The organism is Pseudomonas defluvii (genome assembly GCF_001695625.1).
Taxonomy (GTDB): domain Bacteria; phylum Pseudomonadota; class Gammaproteobacteria; order Pseudomonadales; family Pseudomonadaceae; genus Aquipseudomonas; species Aquipseudomonas defluvii.
On sequence record NZ_MBPN01000081.1, the window covers coordinates 1 to 24550 of the forward strand.

27 protein-coding genes and 1 pseudogene are annotated in these 24550 nt (G+C 60.3%); 13 read left to right on the top strand and 15 right to left on the bottom strand.

The window, feature by feature from the left end; genetic code table 11:
* Positions 1–168, bottom strand: a pseudogene (locus EKA13_RS19335) (LPS export ABC transporter permease LptF); the annotation flags it as partial.
* Positions 169–450: 282 nt separating this feature from the next.
* On the opposite strand from EKA13_RS19335, the gene EKA13_RS19340 reads away from it, so the two are divergent.
* The 5 genes from EKA13_RS19340 to rlmF all read left to right on the top strand — a co-directional run bounded on the left by EKA13_RS19340 (position 451) and on the right by rlmF (position 6915).
* Positions 451–1944 carry a leucyl aminopeptidase gene (locus EKA13_RS19340; protein ID WP_065760908.1) on the top strand — a complete coding sequence of 498 codons (1494 nt, stop codon included), beginning with the start codon at positions 451–453 and terminating at the stop codon, positions 1942–1944.
* A gap of 53 nt (positions 1945–1997) precedes the next feature.
* Positions 1998–2426 carry a DNA polymerase III subunit chi gene (locus tag EKA13_RS19345; RefSeq protein ID WP_065760909.1) on the top strand — a complete coding sequence of 143 codons (429 nt, stop codon included), beginning with the start codon at positions 1998–2000 and terminating at the stop codon, positions 2424–2426.
* A 5-nt stretch (positions 2427–2431) separates the two neighbouring features.
* Complete coding sequence (locus EKA13_RS19350) at positions 2432–2827, top strand: DNA polymerase III subunit chi (RefSeq protein WP_065760910.1); 396 nt, start codon at positions 2432–2434, stop codon at positions 2825–2827.
* 170 nt (positions 2828–2997) lie between these two features.
* Complete coding sequence (locus EKA13_RS19355) at positions 2998–5844, top strand: valine--tRNA ligase (RefSeq protein WP_065760911.1); 2847 nt, start codon at positions 2998–3000, stop codon at positions 5842–5844.
* Between the two features lie 108 nt (positions 5845–5952).
* Complete coding sequence (rlmF, locus tag EKA13_RS19360; protein WP_065760912.1) at positions 5953–6915, top strand: 23S rRNA (adenine(1618)-N(6))-methyltransferase RlmF; 963 nt, start codon at positions 5953–5955, stop codon at positions 6913–6915.
* Positions 6916–6966: 51 nt separating this feature from the next.
* Here rlmF and EKA13_RS19365 read toward each other — a convergent pair whose 3' ends face one another.
* Positions 6967–7248: an HU family DNA-binding protein gene (locus tag EKA13_RS19365; RefSeq protein WP_009398256.1), complete on the bottom strand. Its 282-nt coding sequence runs from the start codon at positions 7246–7248 to the stop codon at positions 6967–6969.
* Between the two features lie 410 nt (positions 7249–7658).
* Here EKA13_RS19365 and yejK point away from each other — a divergent pair, with 410 nt between their 5' ends.
* On the top strand, positions 7659–8666 hold the full coding sequence (gene yejK, locus EKA13_RS19370) for a nucleoid-associated protein YejK (protein WP_065760913.1): 1008 nt from the start codon (positions 7659–7661) through the stop codon (positions 8664–8666).
* Here yejK and EKA13_RS19375 read toward each other — a convergent pair.
* The 13 genes from EKA13_RS19375 to EKA13_RS19435 form a co-directional block, all read right to left on the bottom strand.
* Positions 8647–8946, bottom strand: a complete 300-nt coding sequence (locus EKA13_RS19375; RefSeq protein WP_065760914.1) for a GIY-YIG nuclease family protein — start codon at positions 8944–8946, stop codon at positions 8647–8649. The two genes, yejK and EKA13_RS19375, sit on opposite strands and share 20 nt — an antisense overlap.
* 43 nt (positions 8947–8989) lie before the next feature.
* The gene (locus EKA13_RS19380; RefSeq protein WP_065760915.1) at positions 8990–9460 is read right to left on the bottom strand and encodes a nuclear transport factor 2 family protein; all 471 of its coding nucleotides are present in this window, start codon (positions 9458–9460) and stop codon (positions 8990–8992) included.
* Positions 9461–9584: 124 nt separating this feature from the next.
* Positions 9585–10871, bottom strand: coding sequence for a CynX/NimT family MFS transporter (locus EKA13_RS19385; protein ID WP_065760916.1), 1287 nt, complete (start codon positions 10869–10871; stop codon positions 9585–9587).
* A 119-nt stretch (positions 10872–10990) separates the two neighbouring features.
* A complete protein-coding gene (gene hisC / locus EKA13_RS19390; protein WP_065760917.1) occupies positions 10991–12037 on the bottom strand; it encodes a histidinol-phosphate transaminase in 1047 nt (348 codons plus the stop codon).
* A gap of 2 nt (positions 12038–12039) precedes the next feature.
* Positions 12040–13365 carry a histidinol dehydrogenase gene (gene hisD / locus EKA13_RS19395; RefSeq protein ID WP_065760918.1) on the bottom strand — a complete coding sequence of 442 codons (1326 nt, stop codon included), beginning with the start codon at positions 13363–13365 and terminating at the stop codon, positions 12040–12042.
* A gap of 127 nt (positions 13366–13492) precedes the next feature.
* Positions 13493–14128, bottom strand: a complete 636-nt coding sequence (gene hisG, locus EKA13_RS19400) for an ATP phosphoribosyltransferase (protein WP_065760919.1) — start codon at positions 14126–14128, stop codon at positions 13493–13495.
* A 106-nt stretch (positions 14129–14234) separates the two neighbouring features.
* Entirely contained in the window at positions 14235–15500 is a 1266-nt protein-coding gene (gene murA / locus EKA13_RS19405) for a UDP-N-acetylglucosamine 1-carboxyvinyltransferase (RefSeq protein ID WP_065760920.1), read from the bottom strand.
* Between the two features lie 21 nt (positions 15501–15521).
* Positions 15522–15761: a BolA family protein gene (locus EKA13_RS19410; protein ID WP_065760921.1), complete on the bottom strand. Its 240-nt coding sequence runs from the start codon at positions 15759–15761 to the stop codon at positions 15522–15524.
* A 115-nt stretch (positions 15762–15876) separates the two neighbouring features.
* Positions 15877–16182, bottom strand: coding sequence for an STAS domain-containing protein (locus tag EKA13_RS19415; RefSeq protein ID WP_065760922.1), 306 nt, complete (start codon positions 16180–16182; stop codon positions 15877–15879).
* Positions 16179–16832, bottom strand: a complete 654-nt coding sequence (locus EKA13_RS19420; protein ID WP_065760923.1) for an MlaC/ttg2D family ABC transporter substrate-binding protein — start codon at positions 16830–16832, stop codon at positions 16179–16181. The genes EKA13_RS19415 and EKA13_RS19420 overlap by 4 nt, the downstream gene beginning before the upstream one ends.
* A 9-nt stretch (positions 16833–16841) precedes the next feature.
* The gene (gene mlaD, locus EKA13_RS19425) at positions 16842–17309 is read right to left on the bottom strand and encodes an outer membrane lipid asymmetry maintenance protein MlaD (RefSeq protein WP_065760924.1); all 468 of its coding nucleotides are present in this window, start codon (positions 17307–17309) and stop codon (positions 16842–16844) included.
* Entirely contained in the window at positions 17309–18106 is a 798-nt protein-coding gene (gene mlaE, locus EKA13_RS19430; RefSeq protein WP_065760925.1) for a lipid asymmetry maintenance ABC transporter permease subunit MlaE, read from the bottom strand. Before mlaE ends, mlaD begins: the two co-directional genes overlap by 1 nt.
* Positions 18107–18916, bottom strand: a complete 810-nt coding sequence (locus EKA13_RS19435; protein ID WP_065760926.1) for an ATP-binding cassette domain-containing protein — start codon at positions 18914–18916, stop codon at positions 18107–18109.
* Between the two features lie 257 nt (positions 18917–19173).
* On the opposite strand from EKA13_RS19435, the gene EKA13_RS19440 reads away from it, so the two are divergent.
* From EKA13_RS19440 to hpf, 7 genes are all read left to right on the top strand, one after another.
* On the top strand, positions 19174–20148 hold the full coding sequence (locus EKA13_RS19440) for a KpsF/GutQ family sugar-phosphate isomerase (RefSeq protein WP_065760927.1): 975 nt from the start codon (positions 19174–19176) through the stop codon (positions 20146–20148).
* Positions 20148–20672 (top strand): KdsC family phosphatase, encoded by a 525-nt coding sequence (locus tag EKA13_RS19445; RefSeq protein ID WP_065760928.1) that lies wholly within the window; start codon positions 20148–20150, stop codon positions 20670–20672. Before EKA13_RS19440 ends, EKA13_RS19445 begins: the two co-directional genes overlap by 1 nt.
* 8 nt (positions 20673–20680) lie before the next feature.
* On the top strand, positions 20681–21253 hold the full coding sequence (gene lptC / locus EKA13_RS19450; protein WP_065760929.1) for an LPS export ABC transporter periplasmic protein LptC: 573 nt from the start codon (positions 20681–20683) through the stop codon (positions 21251–21253).
* Positions 21240–21764, top strand: coding sequence for a lipopolysaccharide transport periplasmic protein LptA (gene lptA, locus EKA13_RS19455; protein WP_065760930.1), 525 nt, complete (start codon positions 21240–21242; stop codon positions 21762–21764). Before lptC ends, lptA begins: the two co-directional genes overlap by 14 nt.
* Positions 21764–22489, top strand: a complete 726-nt coding sequence (gene lptB, locus EKA13_RS19460) for an LPS export ABC transporter ATP-binding protein (RefSeq protein WP_065760931.1) — start codon at positions 21764–21766, stop codon at positions 22487–22489. The genes lptA and lptB overlap by 1 nt, the downstream gene beginning before the upstream one ends.
* Before the next feature lie 179 nt (positions 22490–22668).
* The gene (locus EKA13_RS19465) at positions 22669–24162 is read left to right on the top strand and encodes an RNA polymerase factor sigma-54 (RefSeq protein ID WP_065760932.1); all 1494 of its coding nucleotides are present in this window, start codon (positions 22669–22671) and stop codon (positions 24160–24162) included.
* Positions 24163–24245: 83 nt separating this feature from the next.
* Positions 24246–24550: ribosome hibernation-promoting factor, HPF/YfiA family (gene hpf, locus EKA13_RS19470; RefSeq protein WP_065760933.1), on the top strand; the 305-nt coding region annotated here is incomplete at its 3' end.

Consider the following 24550-nt stretch of genomic DNA (forward strand, 5'->3'; position numbering starts at 1 on the left):
CAAGCGGAACCCCATGATCATGAACAATACGCTCGGGTCGAGCAGGCCCTGTGCGGCCTGAGCCAGGTACTTGATGAAGCGCCCGCTCATGATGATAACCAGCAGCACGGCGCTGACGGCACTCAAGGTCAGCATGACCTCGCGAGACAGATAACGAAAGACGATCAAACCAGACACTCCTGGGTTGTCAGGCTCAAACAGCCGAACAAGGGAAACGTAGCAGTCGCACCGGATGCACGCTGCAGACGTGAAACCGGCAAAAAAGTTGGCGCATTATCCTGTGATTAGCCGTGCCTGTCACTTGGCGTACGCAAAGCGTCATCTCGGGGTTGTCAGGCTGGGCGCAGCAGGCTCAAACTGGCGGCTTTATCACTGGCACGCAGATGCGCCGCCAGGCCGCTCCAAGCGCCTGCACAGACAGCGCACAGACCGATCATTGGGGACCCTGACATGGAATTGGTTGTAAAAAGTGTAGCCGCAGCATCGTTGAAGACCGCAACCCTGGTACTGGCTGTCGGTGAAGGCCGCAAACTCGGCACCACCGCCAAAGGCATCGACGACGCGACCGACGGCGCCCTGAGCGCACTGCTCAAGCGCGGCGACCTGGCCGGCAAGGTGGGCCAGACGCTGCTGCTGCAAAGCCTGCCTGGCCTGAAGGCCGAGCGCCTGTTGCTGGTCGGCACCGGCAAAGACGCCGAACTGGGTGATCGCAGCTGGCGCAAAGTCGTTTCCAGCGTACTGAACGTGCTCAAGGGCCTGGGCGGCAGCGATGCCGTGCTGGCGCTGGACGATGTAGCGGTCACCGGCCGTGATGCCCCTTACGAAAAAACCCGCCTGCTGGCCGAAACCCTGCTCGACGGCGAATATGTCTTCGACCGTTTCAAGAGCAAGAAAGCCGAGCCTCGTGCGCTGAAGAAAATCACCCTGCTCACCGACAAGACCACCCAGGCCGAGACCGAGCGCGCGGTCAAGCACGCCAGTGCGATTGCCAGTGGCATGAGCTATACCCGTGACCTTGGCAACCTGCCACCCAACCTGTGCCACCCAAGCTTTCTGGCGGACGAAGCCAAGGCACTGGGCAAGGCTCACAAGAACCTCAAGGTCGAAATCCACGACGAGAAGAAGCTCAAGGAACTGGGCATGGGGGCCTTTGTCGCCGTGGGCCAGGGCAGCGACCAGCCACCGCGACTGATCGTGCTCAACTACCAGGGCGGCAAGAAAAGCGAGAAGCCGTTCGTGCTGGTGGGCAAGGGCATCACCTTCGACACCGGTGGTATCAGCCTCAAGCCTGGCGCCGGCATGGATGAAATGAAGTACGACATGTGCGGTGCTGCCAGCGTCTTTGGCACCCTGCATGCCGTGCTCGAACTGCAACTGCCCATCAACCTGGTCTGCCTGCTGGCCTGCGCCGAGAACATGCCAAGCGGCGGCGCCACCCGTCCAGGCGACATTGTCACGACCATGAGCGGGCAAACCGTCGAGATCCTCAACACCGACGCCGAAGGCCGCCTGGTGCTGTGCGACACCCTGACCTACGCCGAGCGTTTCAAGCCGCAGGCAGTGATCGATATCGCCACCCTGACCGGCGCCTGCATCGTTGCCCTGGGTAGCCATACCTCGGGCCTGATGGGCAACAATGACGCCCTGGTAGCGCAACTGCTCGAAGCAGGCAAACGCGCCGACGACCGTGCCTGGCAGTTGCCACTGTTCGACGAGTACCAGGAACAGCTCGACAGCCCGTTCGCCGACATCGCCAACATTGGCGGACCAAAGGCCGGCACCATCACGGCGGGCTGCTTCCTGTCGCGCTTTGCCAAGGCCTATGAGTGGGCGCACCTGGATATCGCCGGTACCGCCTGGGTCAGTGGCGGCAAGGACAAGGGCGCTACAGGTCGCCCGGTTCCATTGCTGACCCAGTACCTGCTCGATCGCGCCAACGGCTGAGGCCGCCCTGCCCGGCTGCGCCGCTTACGCGCAGCCGGCGGGCACTGCACACCATGAGCCAAGTCGACTTCTACATCCTCCCAAGCCCGGCCCTTTCGGCGCGGCTGGTGTTCGCCTGCAAATTGTGCGAGAAAGCCTGGCGCCTCGGCCACCAGGTCTACCTCAACTGCAGCGACAGCACCCAGCGCGACGAACTGGATGAACTGCTCTGGCGCTTCAAGGGCGAGGCATTCGTACCGCACAGCAATGCCGAAGACGACCCCGAGGCCACTGTGGTATTGGGCCTGGGCGACACGCCCGGCAGCCATCAGGACCTGCTGATCAACCTCGACCTGAAGGTGCCAGGCTTCGCTGACCGTTTTGCCCGCATCGCTGAAATCGTGGTCGAAGACCCCGCGATTCGCCAGGCGACACGGGAGAGTTTCCGTTTCTACCGACAACAGGGCTATGCTCTGCAAGATCACCGCTTACAGCGACTCTGACGACGATGGACAAACCCACGCCCCACTCCAAGTCCGCGCACTTGCTGGATGACCTTGAGTCGATCCGCCAACTGCTCGGCGACGATACCCTGCAACCACCCTTGCTGACCGAAACCGTGGACCACAACGAGCAGATTCCACTGCTGCTTGAAGAGGCCATCGAACCGGTTGTGCCAACGCTTGAAGCTGAAGTGCCAAGCGCTCAGCCACCGGCACAGGAAGCACCTGACCCTCAGGCCAGGCGACAGGATACCCTCCTGCACCTGGACGTTGAGTTGCGTGCTGCCGCACAGCTGATCATGCAGGACGTGATCGATGACTTCGCTCCGCACATCGAAACCGAGATCAAGCGTCGGCTGGATGCGCGTCTCGAGCGTTTGCTGAACCAGTTGCCAGAGTAAATCCGCGGGCCGTTGGCCCGCATTGCTCTGCGATCGCCATACCGGTCGTGCCCGCAATGGGTGAAACGACGTTTTCTGCCTCCTGCCATCACCTCAGGCTACGCCCCAGCGCCTATTCCCCGTTATACTTCTCGGCTTTCCCGAATAAACGCCATAGGGTCCCGCCGCGCATGGATAAGACCTACCAGCCGCACGCTATTGAAACTTCCTGGTACCAGACCTGGGAGTCCGAGAATTACTTCGCCCCGCAAGGTGCGGGCGAGCCGTACACCATCATGATTCCGCCGCCGAATGTCACCGGCAGCCTGCACATGGGTCACGGCTTCAACAACGCGATCATGGACGCCCTGATCCGTTTCCGCCGCATGCAGGGCCGCGACACCCTGTGGCAGCCAGGCACCGACCATGCCGGTATCGCTACGCAGATGCTGGTGGAGCGTCAACTGGAAGCCAAGGGCCAGAGCCGCCACGACCTGGGCCGGGAAAAGTTCCTGGAAAAGGTCTGGGAATGGAAAGACCAGTCCGGTGGCAACATCAGCCGCCAGATCCGCCGCCTGGGCTCCTCGGTAGACTGGAGCCGCGAGCGCTTCACCATGGACGACGGCCTGTCCGAAGCGGTCAAGGAAGCCTTCGTGCGCCTGCACGAAGACGGCCTGATCTACCGCGGCAAGCGCTTGGTCAACTGGGACACCAAGCTGCACACCGCGATCTCCGACCTTGAAGTGGAAAACCACGACGAGAAAGGCCACCTGTGGAACCTGCGCTACCCGCTGGCCGACGGCGCGAAAACCGCTGAAGGCAAGGATTACCTGGTCGTTGCCACTACCCGTCCGGAAACCATGCTGGGCGACGCCGCCGTAGCCGTTAACCCGAACGATGAGCGCTACCAGGCCCTGATCGGCAAGTTCGTCGAGCTGCCACTGGTTGGCCGCCGCATTCCGATCATCGCCGATGACTACTGCGACCCGGAATTCGGCACCGGCTGTGTGAAGATCACCCCGGCCCACGACTTCAACGACTATGAAGTCGGCAAGCGTCACAACCTGCCACTGCTGAACATCTTCGACAAGAACGCCATGGTGCTGCCGGCAGCCCAGGTATTCAACCTCGACGGCAGCGTCAACGAATCCATCGATGCCACCCTGCCTGCCCGCTACGCCAACCTCGACCGTTTCGTCGCGCGCAAGCAGATCGTCGCCGATTTTGAAGCCGCAGGCCTGCTGGTCAGCGTTGACGACCACGCCCTGAAAGTACCGAAGGGCGACCGCTCCGGCACCGTCATCGAGCCGTGGCTGACCGACCAGTGGTACGTGTCGACCAAGCCCCTGGCCGAGCCGGCCATTGCCGCCGTCGAAGATGGCCGTATCCAGTTCGTACCGAAGCAGTACGAAAACATGTACTTCTCCTGGATGCGTGACATTCAGGACTGGTGCATCAGCCGCCAGCTGTGGTGGGGCCACCGCATTCCAGCCTGGTACGACGAAGCCGGCAAGGTCTATGTCGGGCGCAGCGAAGAGGAAGTGCGCAGCAAGCACAACCTGGGCGCCGAGGTTGTCCTGAACCAGGACAACGACGTACTCGACACCTGGTTCAGCTCGGGCCTGTGGACCTTCTCGACCCTCGGCTGGCCAGAGCAGACCGAATTCCTGAAGAAGTTCCACTCCACCGACGTGCTGGTCACCGGTTTCGACATCATTTTCTTCTGGGTTGCCCGGATGATCATGCTGACCATGCACCTGGTGAAGAACGAGGATGGCACCCCGCAGGTACCGTTCAAGACCGTTTACGTCCACGGCCTGGTGCGCGATGGCCAGGGCCAGAAGATGTCCAAGTCCAAGGGCAACGTCCTTGACCCGCTGGACATCGTCGACGGCATCACCCTCGATGCCCTGCTGGAAAAACGCACCAGCGGCATGATGCAGCCAAAACTGGCCGAGAAGATCGCCAAGCAGACCCGTGCCGAGTTCCCGGAAGGTATTGCCAGCTACGGTACCGATGCCCTGCGCTTTACCTTCTGCTCGCTGGCGTCCACTGGCCGCGACATCAAGTTCGACATGGGCCGCGTCGAAGGCTACCGCAACTTCTGCAACAAGATCTGGAACGCCGCCCGCTACGTGCTGGACAAGGGCGAAGACTGCGGCCAGAACGGCGAAGCCTACGAACTGTCACTGGCTGATCGCTGGATCATCTCGCAGCTGCAGCGCACCGAAGCCGAAGTGACCCGTCAGTTGGAGCAGTTCCGTTTCGACCTGGCAGCTCAAGCGCTGTACGAGTTCATCTGGAACCAGTACTGCGACTGGTACCTGGAGTTGTCCAAGCCTGTGTTGTGGGACGAAAACGCGCCTGTCGAACGCGCGCGCGGCACCCGTCGCACCCTGGTACGGGTACTGGAAGTCGCGCTGCGCCTGGCTCACCCATTCATGCCATTCATCACCGAGGAAATCTGGCAGCGCCTGGCGCCGCTGGTTGGTGCTGAAGGCAAGACGATCATGCTGCAGCCTTGGCCAGTGGCCAACGACAGCCGCATCGATACGGCTGCCGAAGGCGACATCGAGTGGCTGAAGGAACTGATGCTCGGCGTGCGTAACATCCGTGGCGAAATGAACATCGGCCCGGGCAAACCACTGCAACTGTTCCTGAAGAACGCCAGCAGCGAAGACCAGCGCCGCCTGCAGGAAAACGAAGCGCTGCTCAAGAAGCTGGCGAAGATCGAATCCTTCACCGTGCTGGGCGAGCAGGACGAGGCACCACTGAGCGCTACCGCACTGGTAGGCGATCTGCAGGTACTGGTTCCTATGGCAGGCCTGATCGACAAGGATGCCGAGCTGGCGCGCCTGAACAAGGAAATCCAGCGCCTGCAAGGCGAAGTCCAGCGCGTGGGCGGCAAGCTGTCCAACGCAGCGTTCGTTGACAAGGCGCCACCTGCCGTCATCGACAAGGAACGCGCCAAGCTGGCTGAAGCCGAGCAGGCCTTGGCCAACTTCACCGAGCAGCATGCGCGGATTGCCAGCCTGTAACCGCTAGTACGCCGCCGTAATGCCATCGCGGGCAAGCCCGCTTCTACAGGTTGACAACCAACCGTGTGGGAGCGAGCTTGCCCGCGATGCGTTCCACAGGACACCCTCATGAGCACACCCAACAAACCGACCCTGCACCCGCGCAATCGCCATCAGGGCCGCTATGACTTTCCCCAACTGATCAAAAGCAGCCCGGAACTGGGCCGTTTCCTGATCACGAACCCGTACGGCAAACCCAGCATTGATTTTGCCGACCCCGAGGCCGTAAGGGTCTTCAACCGGGCCCTGCTCAAGGCCCAGTACGGCATCCAGCACTGGGACATACCGGCAGACTACCTGTGCCCGCCCATCCCCGGACGCGCCGACTACCTGCACGCACTGGCCGACCTGTTGGCCGACGACAACGCCGGCGAAATTCCTCGCGGGGCGAAAATCCAGGCGCTGGACATCGGTGTGGGCGCCAACTGCATCTACCCGCTGCTCGGCTATAGCGATTACCGCTGGCGCTTCGTAGGCTCGGACATCGATACCGTCGCACTGGCCTCGGCCAAGGCCATCGTCCAGGCCAATGGGCTGGGCAAGGCCATTGGCCTTCGCCTGCAGAGCAACCGCAAACACATCCTGCTCGGCCTGCTCAGCGCTGAAGACCGCTTTGACCTGACCCTGTGCAACCCGCCCTTCCATGCCTCGCGCGACGAAGCCACCCGTGGCAGCCAGCGCAAATGGCGGGCGCTGGGCAAGGCCGACCCCAAGCGCAAACTGCCTGTGCTCAACTTTGGCGGGCAAAACAATGAACTGTGGTGCGAGGGTGGCGAGATACGTTTCGTCAGCCAACTGGTGGCCGAAAGCGCGGCGATGGGTCAACAGGTGCTGTGGTTCACCAGCCTGGTCTCCAAAGCCTCCAACCTGCCTGGCATTCAGGCGGCCCTGAACAAGGCGGGCGCTCTCGAGCATCGCGTCGTCGAGATGGGGCAAGGGCAGAAGCAAAGCCGTCTGGTGGCCTGGACCTTCAAGGACGCAGCCGCCCGGCAACAATGGCGCCAGCAACGCTGGGCCGAACGGCAGGCATGAAAAAGCCGCGCCAGACAAACATCAGGCGCGGCTTCAGGAACAGCTTACGACTTACTTGTTGACAGCGTCGGTCAGCACTTTGGCTGGAACGAACTTGACAACTTTCTTGGCCGCGATTTCGATGGCAGCGCCAGTCGATGGGTTACGGCCGGTACGGGCAGGACGCTCGGTGATTTTCAGTTTGCCAATACCTGGCAGAGTGATTTCGCTGCCATTTTCCAGTTGATCAGCAACGATCTGGCCCAGTTGCTCCAGAGCGTTACGCGCGGTGGTTTTTGGCGCGTCGATAGCTTCAGCGATATCGGCGATCAGTTGGTCTTTGGTCAATGCCATGGTGGTGTTCCTTCCCTATCAAATTCAGTTGGTTTGCAGAGTGCCGCGTCAGCTATCGGGCCAGGCCTGCAAATGCCCGGCGGCTCGGTGTTACAGCCACACCAATCGCGTATGTAGATACGCAAAATGACGTTTGGTTCGATGTGACACGAGCGGTCTGCCAGCGATGCGCCACATAGGGGGGCGCAAGACGGGGGCAAAGCTACCACAGAGGCGAATAAATATCCGCCTCAAGCAAGGCAAATGTTCAGGTTTTTCGGGGGGTTGCGCCAAAAAACGCAAAAAATCGAACAAAAAATGAACAAAGGCCATTTCACAATACATCCAGACACGGCGCAGCCCCAGGTCTGGGTTACACTGGGCGACTTTGCAATATGGCAGCGCCCTGCCCTTTTTCAGCCGAGAATCCCATGCCGATCCGTCATTGCATCGTCCACCTGATCGACAAAAAGCCCGATGGCAGCCCGGCCGTGCTGCATGCCCGCGACTCTGAACTGAGCGAGTCGACCGCCATCGAAAACCTGCTGGCCGACCTCAACGACAGCTACAACGCCAAACAGGGCAAGGCCTGGGGTTTCTTCCATGCCGAATCCGGGGCGCACCCGTTCAGTGGCTGGCTCAAGGAGTACCTGGACAACGGTACGACCTTCACGGCCTTCAGCCGTGTCGCCGTCGAACACCTGCAGAAGCTGATGGAAGAGTCCAACCTCTCGGTGGGTGGCCACGTGCTGTTTGCCCACTACCAGCAAGGCATGACCGATTACCTGGCCATCGCCCTGCTGCACCACAGCGAAGGCGTGGCGGTTAACGCCGAGCTCGACGTCACCCCGTCGCGCCATCTGGACCTGGGTCAGCTTCACCTGGCTGCACGCATCAACATTTCCGAGTGGCAAAACAACCAGAACTCGAAACAGTACATTTCCTTCATCAAGGGCAAGAACGGCAAGAAAGTCTCGGAATACTTCCGCGACTTCATTGGCTGTCAGGAAGGCGTGGACGGCCCCGGCGAAACCCGCACCCTGCTCAAGGCCTTCAGTGACTTCGTCGAAAGCGAAGACCTGCCCGAGGAAGCCGCCCGAGAGAAAACCCAGACCCTGGTCGATTACGCCACCAGCCAGACCAAAGCCGGTGAGCCGGTAACCCTGGAAGAACTCTCCAGCCTGATCGATGAGGACCGCCCAAAGGCCTTCTACGACCACATCCGCAACAAGGACTATGGCCTGTCGCCGGAAATTCCTGCCGACAAGCGCACCTTGAATCAGTTCCGCCGCTTCACCGGTCGAGCCGAAGGCTTGTCGATCAGCTTCGAAGCGCACTTGCTTGGCTCGAAGATCGAATATGACGAGGAAGCCGGAACACTGATCATCAAAGGCTTGCCGACACAGCTGACCGATCAGCTCAAGCGTCGCAAGGACTGACCGCGAGATAGGAGGCGACCAACGCCTCCTTGGCACTTTTGCGCAGCTTCTTCACCAGCCGCTCCTGGCGCAGGGCTTCAGCCTTGTCCGGCCACACCTCTACATACACCAGCGCGACCGCCGGGCTGGTGCTGAAATAGCGAGCGCCCCGCCCCTTCTGATGAGCCTCGAAACGTCGTTGCGGGTTATCACTGATACCGCAGTACAGTGAGCCGTTGGCGGCGCGCACCAGGTAGACGTACCAAGGTTTGCTGGTGGGTTCACAGAGGCTATCGGTCACGGCATATTCGTAAAGAAGACGACAAGGCTCACAGCTTACCGCCTCAGCGGGCAGCCTGAAACGTCCGCAAGCCCTTCAACGCCTGCGCCCTCACCTTACCCTGCAGCCATGGCGTCCACCCCAGCAGCAAACCTTTCATGCCTAACGCCTGGCGCGCCCATTGCCACATTTCGAAACTGTCATGGTGCTCACAGATCTTGCCGTCGCGAAACACGAAGCGCGCCTGTATGTCGTTGATCACGACCCGGCCGGTCTGGTTGAACAGATAGGTGGCCACCCAGTGAGCGCCACCGCTGCGCTCATCGGCGCGTACATTGTCGAACGTCAGGGAGAAATCCTTGGCGCGAGTCGTCAGCATGCGCCACATATCACCTGCATCCTTGCCCTGCAAAATGCCGAAGGCCGGGTCACTGAAAAGCACATCGTCGCTGTAGCAGGCCACCATGGCCTCGGCATCCAGCCGCTGAAAGGCCTGATAGAAGCGGGTGATCAGGGCACTGTGGGCATCGCTCATGGGCAGATCCATTACCGAGAAGAGAGTCTGGAACGATAGTCCGGGCCGAGGCCAAAAAGCTACGGACATTTGCGCAGCGAATAGCGCGCACCACCTGAAATCAATCGCTGACCGCCAGCGCGGATCAGACCCGCTCGCTGGTCGCGTTCACATACAGGGCGCGCCCGGCCTTGAGGCCGAAGACTATGGCGCTGACACCGAGCACCGCGAAAATCCACCCCACAGCCTTCCACCCACCCGTCAGGTCATGCACCACACCCACGGCGAAAGGCCCAAGGGACGCCAGGGTGTAACCCACGCCTTGCGCCATGCTCGACAGGTTGGCCGCGACATGGGCATCCCGGGAGCGCAGCACGATCAGGGTCAATGCCAGCGCAAACGCTCCGCCCTGCCCCAAGCCCAAGACCACCGCCCAACCCCAGAGGCCGTTCAGCGGCGCATAAAGACAACCGAACAACCCGGCCAACGTCATCAGCATGGCCAACACAATGGCCAAGCGCTGGTCCTCGCCCCGGGTGGCCAGCCAAGGCGCGGTCAACGAACTGAGCAGTTGAACAATGACCGAACCGGACAACACCAGGCCTGCCTCGGTCGGGCTGAGGCCTCGCCCGATCAGCACCGACGGGAGCCAACCGAAGACGATGTAGGCCAACGACGACTGCAGCCCCATGTACAAGGTCACCTGCCAGGCCAGCGGATCACGCCACACGCCGCGCACCCGGTAGGCGACGCTATGGGCCGCATGGCCCTGACGTGCCTGAGGCAGCCAGAACAGCGCCGCAACGACCGCTGGCAGCAACCAGAAACCCAGCCCCATCGACCAGCTGTCATCAAAGTAACGGCCAAGCGGCACGGTGGCACCAGCAGCAACTGCAGCGCCGAGGCACAGGGCCATGGTGTAGACGCCGGTGAGCGTACCGGCATGCTTGGCAAAATCACGCTTGACGATACCCGGCAACAAAACGCCGATCACGCCGATGCTGGCGCCGGCCAGTATGCTGCCGACAAACACCCCGAAACTGCCCAGGACGCTGCGCAGGAAAATACCGGCCGCCAGGCACAAGAGTACACCCAGCACGACCCGCTCACTGCCGAAACGCCGCGCCAGCACTGGCGCCAACGGTGCAAACAGGCCCAGGCACAGCACGGGCAAGGTGGTCAGCAAGCCCGCTTGGGAAGCACTCAGCCCAAGGCTCTCAGAGACCTGCCCGAGCACCGGCGCCATGCTCGACAACGCCGGGCGCAGGTTCAGGGCCACCAGCACCAGCCCCAGAAGCAGCAACCAAGGGCGTTGCAATACCACGGGCTGTTGTTGAACCTGCTCATCGTCAGCTTCAGCGTCGATCAGCAATTCGTCGAGCTCCGCTCCACGCGCTTCGCGATCACGGGCAGCAGCGTGTTCAGGGTTCATCCATCGGGCTCCAGCAAAGGGGTTAGACTGCGGTACAAATGCAATCGCCGGCCAGACCAGCTCCAGTGCAATACACGTGCGCAAGAGCCAGTCTGGCCGGCGAGAGGGCCCAGCCGATATCAGTTCAACGCGTCGAGCAACGCTTGATTCTGCTCCGGGGTACCGATGGTGATCCGCAGGAACTGCGCAATACGCGCTTGTTTGAAGTGCCGCACAATCACGCCCTGTTCACGCAGACGCGCAGCCAGGCCGGCAGCATCCTGCTCAGGATGACGGGCAAAGATAAAGTTCGCCGCCGACGGCAACACTTCAAAACCGCGCGCGGTGAGCTCGGCCACCAAATGTTCGCGACTGTCGATGACCTTGCGGCAGGTCTCGTCAAAGTAAGCCTTGTCCTGGAACGCCGCCGCAGCCCCGACAATGGCCATACGGTCGAGCGGGTAGGAGTTGAAGCTGTTCTTGATCCGCTCCAGCGCCTCGATCAGGTCTGGATGACCAACCGCCAGGCCCACACGCAAGCCGGCCAGCGAACGCGACTTGGACAGGGTCTGGGTGACCAGCAGGTTCGGATAACGGTCAACCAGGCTGATCGCCGTCTGCCCACCGAAGTCGATGTAAGCCTCGTCGACCACCACCACGGAATCCGGGTTGGCCTTGAGCAACTGCTCAATGGCGTCCAGGGCCAGCAGGCAGCCAGTTGGCGCATTAGGGTTCGGGAAGATGATCCCGGCATTCGCTCGTTGATAATCCTCGACGCGAATCTGGAACTGCTCATCCAGCGCTACCGCCTCGTACGGAATACCGTAAAGGCCGCAGTAAACCGGATAGAAGCTGTAGCTGATGTCCGGGAACAACAGCGGCGCGTCATGCTGGAACAGGCCGTGGAAGATGTGCGCCAGCACTTCATCGGAACCGTTACCCAGGAACACCTGGTTACCCTGCACGCCGTAGTACTCGGCCACGGCCTGCTTGAGCAGATCGCTGTTCGGGTCAGGGTACAGACGCAGGTTGTCATTCAACTCGGCGCGCATGGCCTCAAGGGCTTTCGGCGAGGGCCCATACGGATTCTCGTTGGTATTGAGCTTCACCAGTTTGGCCAGTTTCGGCTGCTCACCCGGCACGTAAGGCACCAGGTCCTTGACGAAGGGGCTCCAGAATTTACTCATGTTCAGTTCCCCTCGTTGTCGGCAATGATGCGGTATTCGGCGCTGCGCGCGTGAGCACTGAGCGATTCGCCACGGGCCAGGACCGAAGCGGTCTTGCCCAGTTCGGAAGCGCCTTGTTCGGAGCAGAAGATGATCGAGGAACGCTTCTGGAAGTCATACACCCCCAGAGGCGAGGAAAAGCGCGCCGTGCCGGAAGTCGGCAAGACGTGATTCGGCCCGGCGCAGTAGTCGCCTAGCGCCTCGCTGGTGTGACGGCCCATGAAGATGGCCCCGGCGTGACGAATCTGCGGCAGCCAGGCCTGCGGGTCGGCAACCGACAGCTCCAGGTGCTCGGGGGCAATACGGTTGGCCACCTCGATAGCCTGCTGCATGTCGCGCACCTGGATCAGGGCGCCACGGCCATTGATCGAGGTCTTGATGATCTCGGCACGGTCCATGGTCGGCAACAGCTTGTCGATGCTCGCAGCGACGCGATCAAGGAAGGCCGCGTCCGGGCTTACCAGAATGGCCTGGGCATCTTCGTCATGCTCGGCCTGGGAGAACAGGTCCATCGCGATCCAGTCCGGATCGGTCAGGCCATCACACACCACCAGGATTTCAGAAGGACCGGCAATCATGTCGATCCCCACCTGGCCGAACACATGGCGCTTGGCGGTTGCGACGTAGATGTTGCCCGGCCCTACCACCTTGTCGACCTGCGGCACGCTTTCGGTACCATAGGCCAGCGCTGCAACGGCCTGGGCGCCACCAATAGTGAAGACGCGATCAACGCCAGCGATGCAGGCAGCAGCCAGTACCAGTTCATTGACCTCGCCACGCGGAGTCGGCACGACCATTACCACCTCGGCAACACCAGCGACCTTGGCCGGAATGGCGTTCATCAGCACTGAAGACGGGTAGGAGGCTTTGCCGCCGGGTACGTACAAGCCCGCACGGTCCAACGGCGTGACTTTCTGACCCAACACGGTGCCATCGGCCTCGGTGTAGGTCCAGGAGTCCTGCTTCTGTTTTTCGTGGTAGCTGCGAACCCGCGCAGCAGCCTTTTCCAGTGCTTCGCGCTGGGCGACAGTGATTCGGCTCAGGGCCAGTTCCAGGCGCTCGCGACCGAGAATCAGGTCGCTCATCGAGGTGGCTTCAACCCCATCAAAACGCTGGGTGAACTCCACCAGTGCGGCGTCACCGCGCTCGCGCACGGCCTTGATGATGTCCAGCACGCGCTGATTGACCGTGTCGTCGGACACACTTTCCCAGCTCAGCAGATGATCCAGATGTCGGGCGAAATCCGGGTCAGCGGCATTGAGTCGGGCAATAGCAGTGGACGTGGTCATAGCGAGGGCCTCAATAATTGGCGGATGCTCAGGCGCCCTTAACGTAGCAGCCGATCCGCGAGGGCACCTGAAAAAGTTGGCTATGACGCGGATAGACGGGCGCGACAGCGAAGGTCGCGCGCAGGTATCAACCGCGGTGTCGCGACTCTACGGCCTGACGCAGGGTATCGATCAGGCTTTGAATACGCGCATGCTGCATTTTCATGGACGCTTTGTTGACCACCAGGCGGGAGCTGATGGTCGCGATCAGTTCCTGGGGCTCCAGGCCGTTTGCCCGCAGGGTATTACCGGTATCGACGACGTCGATGATCTTGTCAGCCAGGCCAATCAAAGGCGCCAGCTCCATCGAGCCATAGAGCTTGATGATATCGACCTGACGGCCCTGCTCGGCATAGTAGCGCTTGGCAACGTTGACGAACTTGGTCGCCACCCGCAGACGGCCTTTGGGTTCGGCAGCACCGACTGCGCCGGCGGTCATCAGCTTGCACTTGGCAATCTGCAAATCCAGCGGCTCGTAAAGGCCCTGACCACCGTACTCCATCAACACGTCCTTGCCGGCCACACCCAGATCGGCGGCACCATGCTCGACATACGTCGGCACGTCGGTGGCCCGCACGATCAGCAGGCGTACATCGGCCTGGGTCGTCGGGATGATCAGTTTGCGGCTCTTGTCCGGATTCTCGGTCGGGACAATGCCCGCCTCTGCCAGCAACGGCAGGGTATCGTCAAGAATACGGCCCTTGGACAGCGCGATGGTCAACATGAAACGTCGGTCCTTATGCGGCATGTGCCCGTCGAGCCGCACAGCAGGCTCGACAGCATTCAATTCGGTCCAGCAATGTGTGGCGCGTCCTTGCGCCGCAGGCAGACTAGCCCGGTACGCGACGGATCTTCGCGCCCAGCATCTGCAGTTTTTCCTCGATGCACTCATAACCACGGTCGATGTGGTAGATGCGGTCGATCAGGGTATCACCTTCGGCAACCAGCGCCGACAGCACCAGGCTGGCCGAAGCCCGCAGGTCAGTCGCCATCACTGGCGCGCCTTTGAGGGTCTTGGTCCCGGTAACGATGGCCGTGTTGCCTTCGACCTGGATCAAGGCGCCCATGCGGTGCATCTCGTACACGTGCATGAAACGGTTCTCAAAGATCGTCTCGATCACTGCGCCAGTGCCTTCGGCGATGGCGTTGAGGGAGATGAACTGCGCCTGCATGTCCGTCGGGAACGCCGGGTATGGGGCGGTACGCAGGTTCACGGCTTTAGGCCGCTTGCCGTGCATGTCCAGCTCGATCCAGTCTTCACCCGTGGTGATTTCGGCACCGGCTTCCTTGAGTTTCTCAAGAACCGCTTCGAGGATGGTTGGATCGGTGTCCTTGACCTTGACGCGGCCACCGGTAATGGCGGCAGCCACCAGGTAGGTACCGGTCTCGATACGGTCAGGCATGACACGGTAGGTCGCCGAACCCAGGCGCTCGACGCCATCGATGGTGATGGTATCGGTGCCAGCGCCCTGAACCTTGCCGCCCATGGCGTTGATGAAGTTGGCCAGGTCGACCACTTCCGGCTCACGCGCGGCGTTTTGCAGTACGCTGCGGCCTTTGGCCAGCGCCGCCGCCATCATGATGTTCTCGGTACCGGTCACACTGACGGTGTCGAAGAAGAAGTGCGCACCACGCAAGCCACCTTCAGGTGCCTTGGCCTTGATGTAACCACCCTCGACTTCGATCTTCGCACCCATGGCTTCAAGGCCACGAATGTGCAGGTCGACAGGACGCGAACCGATGGCGCAACCGCCAGGCAGGGCCACTTCAGCCTCGCCAAAGCGCGCGACCATCGGGCCGAGTACCAGGATCGAGGCGCGCATGGTTTTCACCAGCTCGTAAGGCGCGATCAGCGTCTTGATGCTACGCGGGTCAATTTCCACCGAAAGCTTTTCATCGATGACAGGCTCAATGCCCATACGCCCGAACAGCTCGATCATGGTGGTGATGTCGTGCAGGTGTGGCAGGTTGCCAACCGTCACAGGGCCGTCAGCCAACAAGGTGGCAGCCAGAATCGGCAGGGCAGCGTTCTTCGCCCCGGAAATGCGGATTTCGCCATCAAGACGAGAACCGCCAGTAATAATCAGTTTATCCATTTGAGTCTCGCGCCAATTGGCTCAGGTGCGCTCAGCCCAGGCTGCGCTGCTGAAAAATTTCATGGTTACCGCATGGATGCTGCCATCGGCGATCCACGGGTTCAGGTGAGCATAGATCGCTTGCTGACGTTTGACCGGGCTCAGGGCCGCCAACTCGTCGCTGATCAGATTCAACTGGAAGTTGCAGCCTTCGCCTTCAACTTCGACCCGGGTTCCCGGCAACTTTTCTTCAAGGAAGCTCTTAACTTCTACGGCCTGCATGCTCAACCTCAATCGGCGCCCTGTGCGCGCGGGTCGGCCATCATACAAAAAAGCCCCTCGCCTGCGAACCCCGTAAACGAGGACTCTGACCGAGGGGCCGCTAGACGGGGGCCGATTATCGGCCCGCCAACAGTTCGGCGAGGCCATAGACCTCGGCGATTTCGCGCATGTCCTGGGGCATTGCGCGCACTTCGACGGTTTTCCCGCTTGCACTGGCATCACGCATGAAGGCCAGTAACAGTGAGAGGCCTACACTGCTCGATTTCTCTACCGCAGAGCAGTCGAGCACCAGCGCGGGCGCCTTCTCGGAAGCAATCAGCACCTGACCTTCCTTGCGCAAGGTCGGGCCCGTGCGGTAATCCAGAACCCCCGAAAGGTTCAGGACACCGGCCTCACCCCACTGAACAGAGGCACTGCTCATTGCGTTTGCTTCTCGGTGGACTGCTCCGCCGTTTCCTTGGCCTTGGCGACTTCGCCAGCCCAACCATCGATGGTCTTGTCCAGGTTGTTACCGTTGCGCTGCATGGCATCGGCAAACTGGTCACGGAACAACTTGCCGATGTTGATGCCATTGACGATCACATTGCGCACTTTCCAGACGCCATCGATCTTCTCCAGCGTGTAGGAAACAGGATAGATCGCGCCGTTGTTACCCGTGACCTTCATGTCAACGCTGGTCCGATCGCCGCTTTCATCCTTGGCCGGGCTGACCGTAATACCCTGGTTGTTGTACTCCAGCAGGGCGTTACCGTAGAACTGCATCAAGCTGCGCTTGAAGTTCTCCTGAAAGCGCGCCATCTGCTCAGGCGTGGCTTTGCGCGAATACTTAACGGTCATGATGCTGCGCGAGATGCCATCGGCATCCACCACAGGCCCTAGGATACGGTTGAGGGCGTCGTAGAAGGCGCTCGGGTTGGCCTTGTACTGCTCTTTGTTCGACTTCAGGTCGGACAGCAGTTGATTGGTCGTGCCCTGTATAAGGTCATGAGCCGACGGGGCCACTGCCGCGCCCGCAAACATTGGCAGTGCCGCCAGCAACACCAGCAGGCCGCGTCGCAGAATAGAGATCATAGAAACTCCTTATTTGGCTTCTTTGCCAACACTGTTGAGCAGGAACTTGCCGATCAGGTCCTCAAGCACCAATGACGACTGGGTGTCATGGATGACACCGCCATCCTTCAACACCGTCTCATCGCCACCGACACTGATACCTACGTACTTTTCACCCAGCAACCCCGCGGTCAGGATCGACGCCGTGGAGTCCGAAGGCAGATTGTCTAGGCGTTTTTCCAGCTCCATGGTCACGCGACCGGTGAAGCTGTCGCGGTCAAGGTCGATGGCCGTGACCCGACCGATGGTGACACCGGCCATGGTCACTTTGGATCTGACCGTCAAACCGGCGATATTGTCGAAGTTGGCATAAAGTTTATAGGTATCGCTGCTCGGGCTGGCAGACAGGCCGCTGACACGCAGTGCCAGCAGAAGCAGCGCCAGGATCCCGGCCAGGAGGAACAGGCCGACACCGATTTCCAGGGTGCGGTTTTGCATCAGAAATCTCCAAACATCAAGGCGGTCAGAATAAAGTCCAGACCCAGGACTGCCAACGAGGCATAGACCACGGTCTTGGTAGTGGCACGGCTGATCCCCTCTGAGGTGGGCTCGCAGTCATAGCCTTGGAATACGGCGATCCAGGTAACGACAAAGGCAAAAACCAGGCTCTTGATGATCCCGTTAAGCACATCATCGGTGAAGGACACACTGTTTTGCATGTTGGACCAGAAAGAGCCTTCATAGACCCCCAGCCAGTCAACCGCGACCCAGGACCCACCCCAGATACCCACCACACTGAAAATCATTGCCAGCAGCGGCAGGGAAATGAAGCCTGCCCACAGGCGTGGGGCAACAATGTACTTGAGCGGATCGACACCGATCATCTCAAGACTGGACAGTTGCTCGGTGGACTTCATGTTGCCGATTTCAGCGGTCAATGCAGAGCCCGCCCGCCCAGCAAACAGCAGCGCGGTCACCACCGGGCCAAGCTCACGCAGCAGGGTCAGGGCAATCATCTGCCCTACTGCCTGTTCCGAGCCATAGCTGCTCAGGATATTGAAGCCCTGCAACGACAGCACCATGCCGATGAAAATACCGGAAACCACGATGATCGCCAGCGACAACACACCGACCGAGTAGAGCTGCTTGATCAGCAACTGAAAGCTGCCACCAATACCGCCACGCCCAATCAACGCATGCAGCAGGAACAGCCAGGATCGGCCCAGCACAGCGAGCACATCAATGGCCGAGCGACCGAAAAGACGAATACGCTCAAGTAACGATTTTCTGCGCATCTAACGCTTCCCCAGCAAATCGGCGCGGTAGTCAGGCGCAGGAAAATGGAAAGGCACCGGGCCGTCCGGATCGCCCTTCATGAACTGACGAATACGGGGGTTATCGGAGCTCATCAGCTCCTGCGGCGTGCCTTGCCCCAATACCTGCCCATCACCCACCACATAGAGGTAGTCGGCAATACTGGCGGTTTCCGCCAGGTCATGCGAAACGACGATACTGGTGATACCCAGGGCATCGTTGAGCAGGCGAATCAAGCGCACCAACACGCCCATTGCGATCGGATCCTGACCAACGAAGGGTTCGTCGTACATGAGGATTTGCGGGTCCAGGGCAATTGCACGGGCCAACGCCACACGGCGCTTCATGCCGCCTGACAGCTCGTCGGGCATCAACTCGAAGGCGCCGCGCAAGCCCACCGCCTGCAACTTCATCAGCACGATGTCGCGAATCATCTCATCAGACAACTGCGTATGAACGCGCAGGGGGAAGGCGACGTTCTCGAACACGTCGAGATCCGTGAACAAGGCGCCACTCTGGAACAGCACGCCCATCTGCTTGCGCGCATCGAACAGGTCGCTTCGTGACAGGGTCGGCAAATTCTGCCCCGCCACCCAGACTTCGCCGCTGGCCGGTCGCAGCTGCGCACCAATCAGCCGCAGCAGCGTGGTCTTGCCACACCCGGATGGCCCCATGATGCCGGTGACCTTGCCTCGGGGAATGCGTATATCGACATTATTGAAGATACTGCGCGAACCGCGCTTGAAGGTTACGCCCTTCAACTCGACCGCGTAGGCGTTATCAACGCTCATCTAAACTCCTTGCGATGCAGCCTTCTCACTCAGACGTCCACCTCCTTCATGGAGGCACGCACGCCCTGAGCGGGCCGAACTGGCGGCGAACTATAGCACCGCAGACAGGGCCGCCCCAAGGCCATCGCAGCGCTTGCGCAGACTTCCTTGAGCCAAAAATGAACGACTGACACGCCACTGACAGCGATTCGCAGGTGAGGCTTTCGCGCATTCCCGCTATAATCGCCGCCTTTTCATCAGGCAATCCGATTTTCCACATGAGCCAATCCAGCGACCTGATCCAATCCGCACAACGCACCATCCGCCTCGAACTTGAAGCGGTAGAAGGCCTGCTTGCCCATATCGACGCTGATTTCGTCAAGGCCTGCGAGCTGATCCAGGCCAGCAAAGGCCGGGTCGTGGTAGTCGGCATGGGCAAGTCGGGGCACATCGGCAACAAGATCGCCGCAACCCTGGCCAGTACCGGCACACCGGCGTTCTTTGTCCACCCTGCCGAAGCCAGCCATGGCGACATGGGCATGATCACCCGTGACGATATCATCCTGGCGTTGTCGAACTCCGGTTCAACCGCTGAAATCGTGACCCTGCTGCCGCTGATCAAACGCCTGGGCATTCAACTCATCAGCCTCACCGGCAACCCGGATTCGCCACTGGCCAAAGCCGCCGAAGTCAACCTTGACGCCCGTGTGCAACAGGAAGCCTGCCCGCTTAACCTGGCGCCAACCTCCTCGACCACCGCAGCCCTGGTGCTGGGCGATGCACTGGCCATTGCCCTGCTGGAAGCGCGAGGCTTCACCGCAGAGGACTTCGCGTTCTCGCACCCCGGTGGCGCACTGGGCCGACGCCTGCTGCTGAAAGTCGAAAACGTCATGCACGCCGGCGCCGAGCTGCCCCAGGTTGCCCGCGGCACCCTGCTCAAGGATGCCCTGATGGAAATGACCCGCAAGGGCCTGGGCATGACCGTGGTACTGGAAGCCGACGGCCGTCTGGCCGGGATCTTCACTGACGGCGACCTGCGCCGCACGCTCGACCGCAACATCGACCTGCACAAGGCGCGAATCGAAGACGTGATGACACCGCACGGCAAAACCGCCCGCGCCGAAATGCTCGCCGCCGAGGCCTTGAAAATCATGGAAGACCACAAGATCAACGCCCTGGTCGTCGTAGACACGGACGATCACCCGGTAGGCGCACTGAACATGCACGACCTGCTGCGTGCGGGAGTAATGTAATGCAAACCGATCTGCTGCAGCGCGGCAAGGCCATCAAACTGGCCGTTTTTGATGTTGATGGCGTCCTCACCGACGGTCGCCTGTATTTCCTCGAAGATGGCAGCGAGTTCAAGACCTTCAACACCCTGGACGGTCAAGGCATCAAAATGCTCATGGCCTCGGGTGTGACCACCGCGATCATCAGCGGTCGCAAGACACCGGTGGTCGAACGCCGAGCGAAAAACCTCGGCATCCCGCACCTGTACCAAGGGCGTGAAGATAAATTGGTCGTACTGGACGAACTTCTCGGCCAGCTCGGCCTAGACTATGAACAGGTTGCCTACCTGGGCGACGATCTACCGGACCTGCCCGTCATCCGCCGGGTTGGCTTGGGAATGGCCGTGGCCAACGCCGCGGCCTTCGTACGCGAACACGCTGATGGCGTTACCCTCGCACGCGGTGGCGAAGGTGCCGCTCGCGAATTCTGCGAGTTGATCCTGCGAGCCCAAGGCAACCTCGATGCGGCAAACGCCAACTATCTGTAGGGCGACACATGTTCAGCAATAAAATCCGCAACATTGCGCTGCTCGGGGCGATCGCCGTCCTGCTGGCGGCGGTTGGCTACTGGAAGGTCGGCCCCGATACTTTCCTCGAGAAACCGGTGGCCACTGTCGACAAAGGCGCCATCGACTATTACGCCACCAATGCCCACAGCGTTCAGTTTCTACCTGACGGCAAGCTGCAATACGACATGACGGCAGACAAGGTCGAGCACCTGCAGGCCAGCGAGATCACCCTGCTGACCACGCCCGACCTGCACATGTACCGCGGCACCGCCTACCCTTGGCACGTTCAGAGCGAACGCGGCGAGGTCAACCCGGACGGTACCGAAGTCGAGCTGATTGACTCGGTACGGGTTGCCCGCACCGATGAACAGAACCGCGAAACCATTATTACCACGACCCGCATGACGGTATTCCCACAGAAGCAATATGCTCAAACCGATCAAGCCGTTAGAATCGACGGCGCCGGTGGAACCACTACGGGCAAGGGAATGAAAGCGTATTTGAAAGACGGCAGGATGGACCTGCTGTCCAACGTAAGAGGACAGTATGAGGCTCGTTAAAACCCTCCCCTTTTTGCTCAGCCTGAGCGCAGCACTGGGAAGCGCGAGCGCCTTGGCCCTGCCGAACGACCGCGACCAGCCAATCCGCATCCAGGCCGATAACGCCCAACTGGACGACAAGAAAGGCATTGCCACCTACACCGGCGACGTGATCATCACCCAAGGCTCGATGATGATCAAAGGCAACACCGTGACCATCACCCGCTCCGCTTCCGGCGATATCGACGTGGTCACTTCGGTGGGCAACCTGGCGTATTTCGAGCAGCAACAAAGCGCTGCAAAGCCGGACAAGATGCAAGGCTATGCCGTGCAGATCCAATACCAGGCATTGAAAGACCTGGTGGTTCTGACTGACCGGGCCAAGGTGATCAACGAAGGCAACACCACCGAAGGCGAGAAAATCGTCTACAACACCAAGTCTCAGGTCGCCACCGCCGGCCGCGGCAGCAACATTACCGCACCGCGCCCACGCATCGACATGGTGATCCAGCCGAAGAAGAAGGCCGAGTAATGGCAACCCTCAAAGCCCAGCACCTGGCCAAGAGCTACAAGAGTCGACAAGTCGTACGTGACGTCAGCCTGTCAATCGACAGCGGCCAGATCGTCGGCCTGCTCGGCCCTAACGGCGCCGGCAAGACAACGTGCTTCTACATGATTGTCGGCCTGGTACAGGCCGACCAGGGCCGCGTGCTCATCGACGACCTGGATGTCAGCCACCAGCCGATGCACGGTCGTGCACGCGCTGGGATTGGCTACCTGCCCCAGGAAGCCTCGATCTTCCGCAAGTTGTCGGTGGCCGACAACATCATGGCGATCCTGGAAACACGCAAGGAGCTGGACGCCGCAGGGCGTCGCAAGGAACTGGAAAGCCTGCTGCAGGAGTTTCACATCAGCCACATCCGCGACAACCTCGGCATGAGCCTTTCCGGTGGTGAACGTCGCCGTGTGGAGATCGCCCGCGCACTGGCGACTGCACCGAAATTCATCCTGCTCGACGAACCGTTTGCCGGTGTCGACCCGATCTCGGTCGGCGACATCAAGCAGATCATCCACCACCTGAAAGCCAAAGGCATTGGCGTTCTGATCACCGACCACAACGTCCGTGAAACACTGGATATCTGCGAAACCGCTTACATCGTCAACGATGGTCGCCTAATCGCCGAAGGTGATGCAGAAACCATCCTGGCCAACGAACTGGTGAAAGAGGTTTACCTCGGCCACGAGTTCCGCCTGTAAGCCCGAGGTGCGAGGCACCGCCAGAGCGCTGACGATCCGCCCAAATACCGGCTTATTTGTTACAGCGCTCTAGGCAAACACCTCGGTTTCAGGCATATAATTTGCTTAAAGAAGGCGCTTCGGCGCCCTTGTAGTGGATGGCGCATGTGCGCCGGCGAATAAGGTGTTAAGCCCCTGCCATGAAACCATCGCTCGTCCTAAGAATGGGCCAGCAACTGACGATGACACCGCAGTTGCAACAGGCCATCCGTCTGCTCCAGCTTTCCACACTGGACCTGCAGCAGGAAATCCAGGAAGCCCTGGAATCCAACCCGATGCTCGAACGCCAGGAAGATGGCGACGACTTCGATAACAGCGACCCGATGGCGGATAACGCCGAATCCAAGCCGACCTCGGAATCCCAGGAAACCAGCTTCCAGGAAACCGCCACTCCCGTGGAAAGCCTTGAGGAAGGTGAGTGGAACGAGCGTATTCCCAATGAGCTGCCGGTAGACACCGCCTGGGAAGATATCTATCAAACCAGCGCCAGCAGCCTTCCCAGCAACGATGACGACGAGTGGGACTTCACCACCCGCACCTCGGCCGGTGAAAGCCTGCAGAGCCACCTGCTGTGGCAGTTGAACCTGGCGCCAATGTCGGATACCGACCGACTGATTGCCGTCACCCTGATCGACTGCATCAACAACCAGGGCTATCTCGACGAAACCCTGGAAGAGGTCTGTGAGTCCTTCGACCCGGAACTCGATATCGAGCTGGACGAAGTGGAAGCCGTCCTGCACCGCATCCAGCAATTCGAGCCTGCCGGTATAGGCGCCCGCAACCTGAGCGAATGCCTGTTGTTGCAGTTGCGTCAGATGCCGGCACAAACACCCTGGATGACTGAAGCGCAACGACTGGTCAGCGACTACATCGACCTGCTCGGCAGCCGCGACTACAGCCAGCTGATGCGCCGCATGAAGCTCAAGGAAGACGAGCTGCGCCAGGTGATCGAACTGGTACAAAGCCTGAACCCACGCCCCGGCTCACAGATCGAGTCCAGTGAACCCGAATACGTGGTGCCTGACGTGATCGTGCGCAAGGACAGCGATCGCTGGCTGGTTGAACTGAACCAGGAAGCCGTCCCACGCCTGCGCGTCAATCCACAATACGCAGGCTTTGTACGCCGCGCCGATACCAGCGCAGACAACACCTTCATGCGCAATCAGCTTCAGGAAGCCCGCTGGTTCATCAAGAGCCTGCAAAGCCGCAACGAAACGCTGATGAAGGTTGCCACCCAGATCGTCGAACACCAGCGTGGATTCCTCGACCACGGTGACGAGGCCATGAAGCCGCTGGTGCTGCACGACATCGCCGAAGCGGTGGGCATGCACGAATCGACCATATCCCGGGTGACCACGCAAAAGTACATGCATACCCCGCGTGGAATTTACGAACTGAAGTACTTTTTCTCCAGCCATGTCAGCACCTCCGAAGGCGGAGAATGCTCGTCCACGGCGATTCGCGCGATCATCAAAAAACTGGTTGCAGCGGAAAATCAGAAAAAGCCATTGAGTGACAGCAAGATCGCTGGTTTACTGGAGGCACAAGGCATCCAGGTAGCACGACGCACCGTCGCCAAGTACCGCGAGTCGCTCGGCATTGCACCGTCGAGTGAACGCAAGCGACTGATGTAACGCACCTGAGGTGTGCCACCGCAATTCAAGTGGCAGGCGCAATACCTGCCTCTTTATGCACCGGCAACAAAAGGAGAAGCTGTATGCAAGTCAACATCAGTGGACACCAAGTAGAAGTCACCGAAGCGCTGCGCACTTATATCGGGGAAAAACTCGAGCGTGTTGAGCGTCACTTCGACAAGATCACCAATGTGCAGGTCATTCTGGAGGTCGAGAAGCTGAAACAGAAAATCGAGGCCACCCTGCGCATCCCAGGCGGCGAAGTCGTCGCCAATGCCGAGCATGAAGACATGTATGCCGCGATCGACCTGCTTGCCGACAAGCTCGACCGCCAACTGAAAAAACACAAGGAAAAACAGCAGGCCTTGCTGCAAGGTGCAGCCGCTCG

What these genes read in the sequence shown, in the direction of transcription:
- murA (WP_065760920.1), bottom strand. Translation starts at nt 15,500, where the DNA reads ATGGATAAACTGATTATTACTGGCGGTTCTCGTCTTGATGGCGAAATC.
- EKA13_RS19465 (WP_065760932.1), top strand. Translation starts at nt 22,669, where the DNA reads ATGAAACCATCGCTCGTCCTAAGAATGGGCCAGCAACTGACGATGACA.
- EKA13_RS19415 (WP_065760922.1), bottom strand. Translation starts at nt 16,182, where the DNA reads ATGAGCAGTGCCTCTGTTCAGTGGGGTGAGGCCGGTGTCCTGAACCTT.
- EKA13_RS19410 (WP_065760921.1), bottom strand. Translation starts at nt 15,761, where the DNA reads ATGCAGGCCGTAGAAGTTAAGAGCTTCCTTGAAGAAAAGTTGCCGGGA.
- EKA13_RS19355 (WP_065760911.1), top strand. Translation starts at nt 2,998, where the DNA reads ATGGATAAGACCTACCAGCCGCACGCTATTGAAACTTCCTGGTACCAG.
- rlmF (WP_065760912.1), top strand. Translation starts at nt 5,953, where the DNA reads ATGAGCACACCCAACAAACCGACCCTGCACCCGCGCAATCGCCATCAG.
- EKA13_RS19340 (WP_065760908.1), top strand. Translation starts at nt 451, where the DNA reads ATGGAATTGGTTGTAAAAAGTGTAGCCGCAGCATCGTTGAAGACCGCA.
- yejK (WP_065760913.1), top strand. Translation starts at nt 7,659, where the DNA reads ATGCCGATCCGTCATTGCATCGTCCACCTGATCGACAAAAAGCCCGAT.
- EKA13_RS19445 (WP_065760928.1), top strand. Translation starts at nt 20,148, where the DNA reads ATGCAAACCGATCTGCTGCAGCGCGGCAAGGCCATCAAACTGGCCGTT.
- hisD (WP_065760918.1), bottom strand. Translation starts at nt 13,365, where the DNA reads ATGACCACGTCCACTGCTATTGCCCGACTCAATGCCGCTGACCCGGAT.
- EKA13_RS19420 (WP_065760923.1), bottom strand. Translation starts at nt 16,832, where the DNA reads ATGATCTCTATTCTGCGACGCGGCCTGCTGGTGTTGCTGGCGGCACTG.
- EKA13_RS19365 (WP_009398256.1), bottom strand. Translation starts at nt 7,248, where the DNA reads ATGGCATTGACCAAAGACCAACTGATCGCCGATATCGCTGAAGCTATC.
- hisG (WP_065760919.1), bottom strand. Translation starts at nt 14,128, where the DNA reads ATGTTGACCATCGCGCTGTCCAAGGGCCGTATTCTTGACGATACCCTG.
- mlaE (WP_065760925.1), bottom strand. Translation starts at nt 18,106, where the DNA reads ATGCGCAGAAAATCGTTACTTGAGCGTATTCGTCTTTTCGGTCGCTCG.
- EKA13_RS19440 (WP_065760927.1), top strand. Translation starts at nt 19,174, where the DNA reads ATGAGCCAATCCAGCGACCTGATCCAATCCGCACAACGCACCATCCGC.
- EKA13_RS19350 (WP_065760910.1), top strand. Translation starts at nt 2,432, where the DNA reads ATGGACAAACCCACGCCCCACTCCAAGTCCGCGCACTTGCTGGATGAC.
- mlaD (WP_065760924.1), bottom strand. Translation starts at nt 17,309, where the DNA reads ATGCAAAACCGCACCCTGGAAATCGGTGTCGGCCTGTTCCTCCTGGCC.
- EKA13_RS19435 (WP_065760926.1), bottom strand. Translation starts at nt 18,916, where the DNA reads ATGAGCGTTGATAACGCCTACGCGGTCGAGTTGAAGGGCGTAACCTTC.
- EKA13_RS19385 (WP_065760916.1), bottom strand. Translation starts at nt 10,871, where the DNA reads ATGAACCCTGAACACGCTGCTGCCCGTGATCGCGAAGCGCGTGGAGCG.
- EKA13_RS19345 (WP_065760909.1), top strand. Translation starts at nt 1,998, where the DNA reads ATGAGCCAAGTCGACTTCTACATCCTCCCAAGCCCGGCCCTTTCGGCG.
- lptB (WP_065760931.1), top strand. Translation starts at nt 21,764, where the DNA reads ATGGCAACCCTCAAAGCCCAGCACCTGGCCAAGAGCTACAAGAGTCGA.
- hisC (WP_065760917.1), bottom strand. Translation starts at nt 12,037, where the DNA reads ATGAGTAAATTCTGGAGCCCCTTCGTCAAGGACCTGGTGCCTTACGTG.
- lptA (WP_065760930.1), top strand. Translation starts at nt 21,240, where the DNA reads ATGAGGCTCGTTAAAACCCTCCCCTTTTTGCTCAGCCTGAGCGCAGCA.
- EKA13_RS19380 (WP_065760915.1), bottom strand. Translation starts at nt 9,460, where the DNA reads ATGAGCGATGCCCACAGTGCCCTGATCACCCGCTTCTATCAGGCCTTT.
- lptC (WP_065760929.1), top strand. Translation starts at nt 20,681, where the DNA reads ATGTTCAGCAATAAAATCCGCAACATTGCGCTGCTCGGGGCGATCGCC.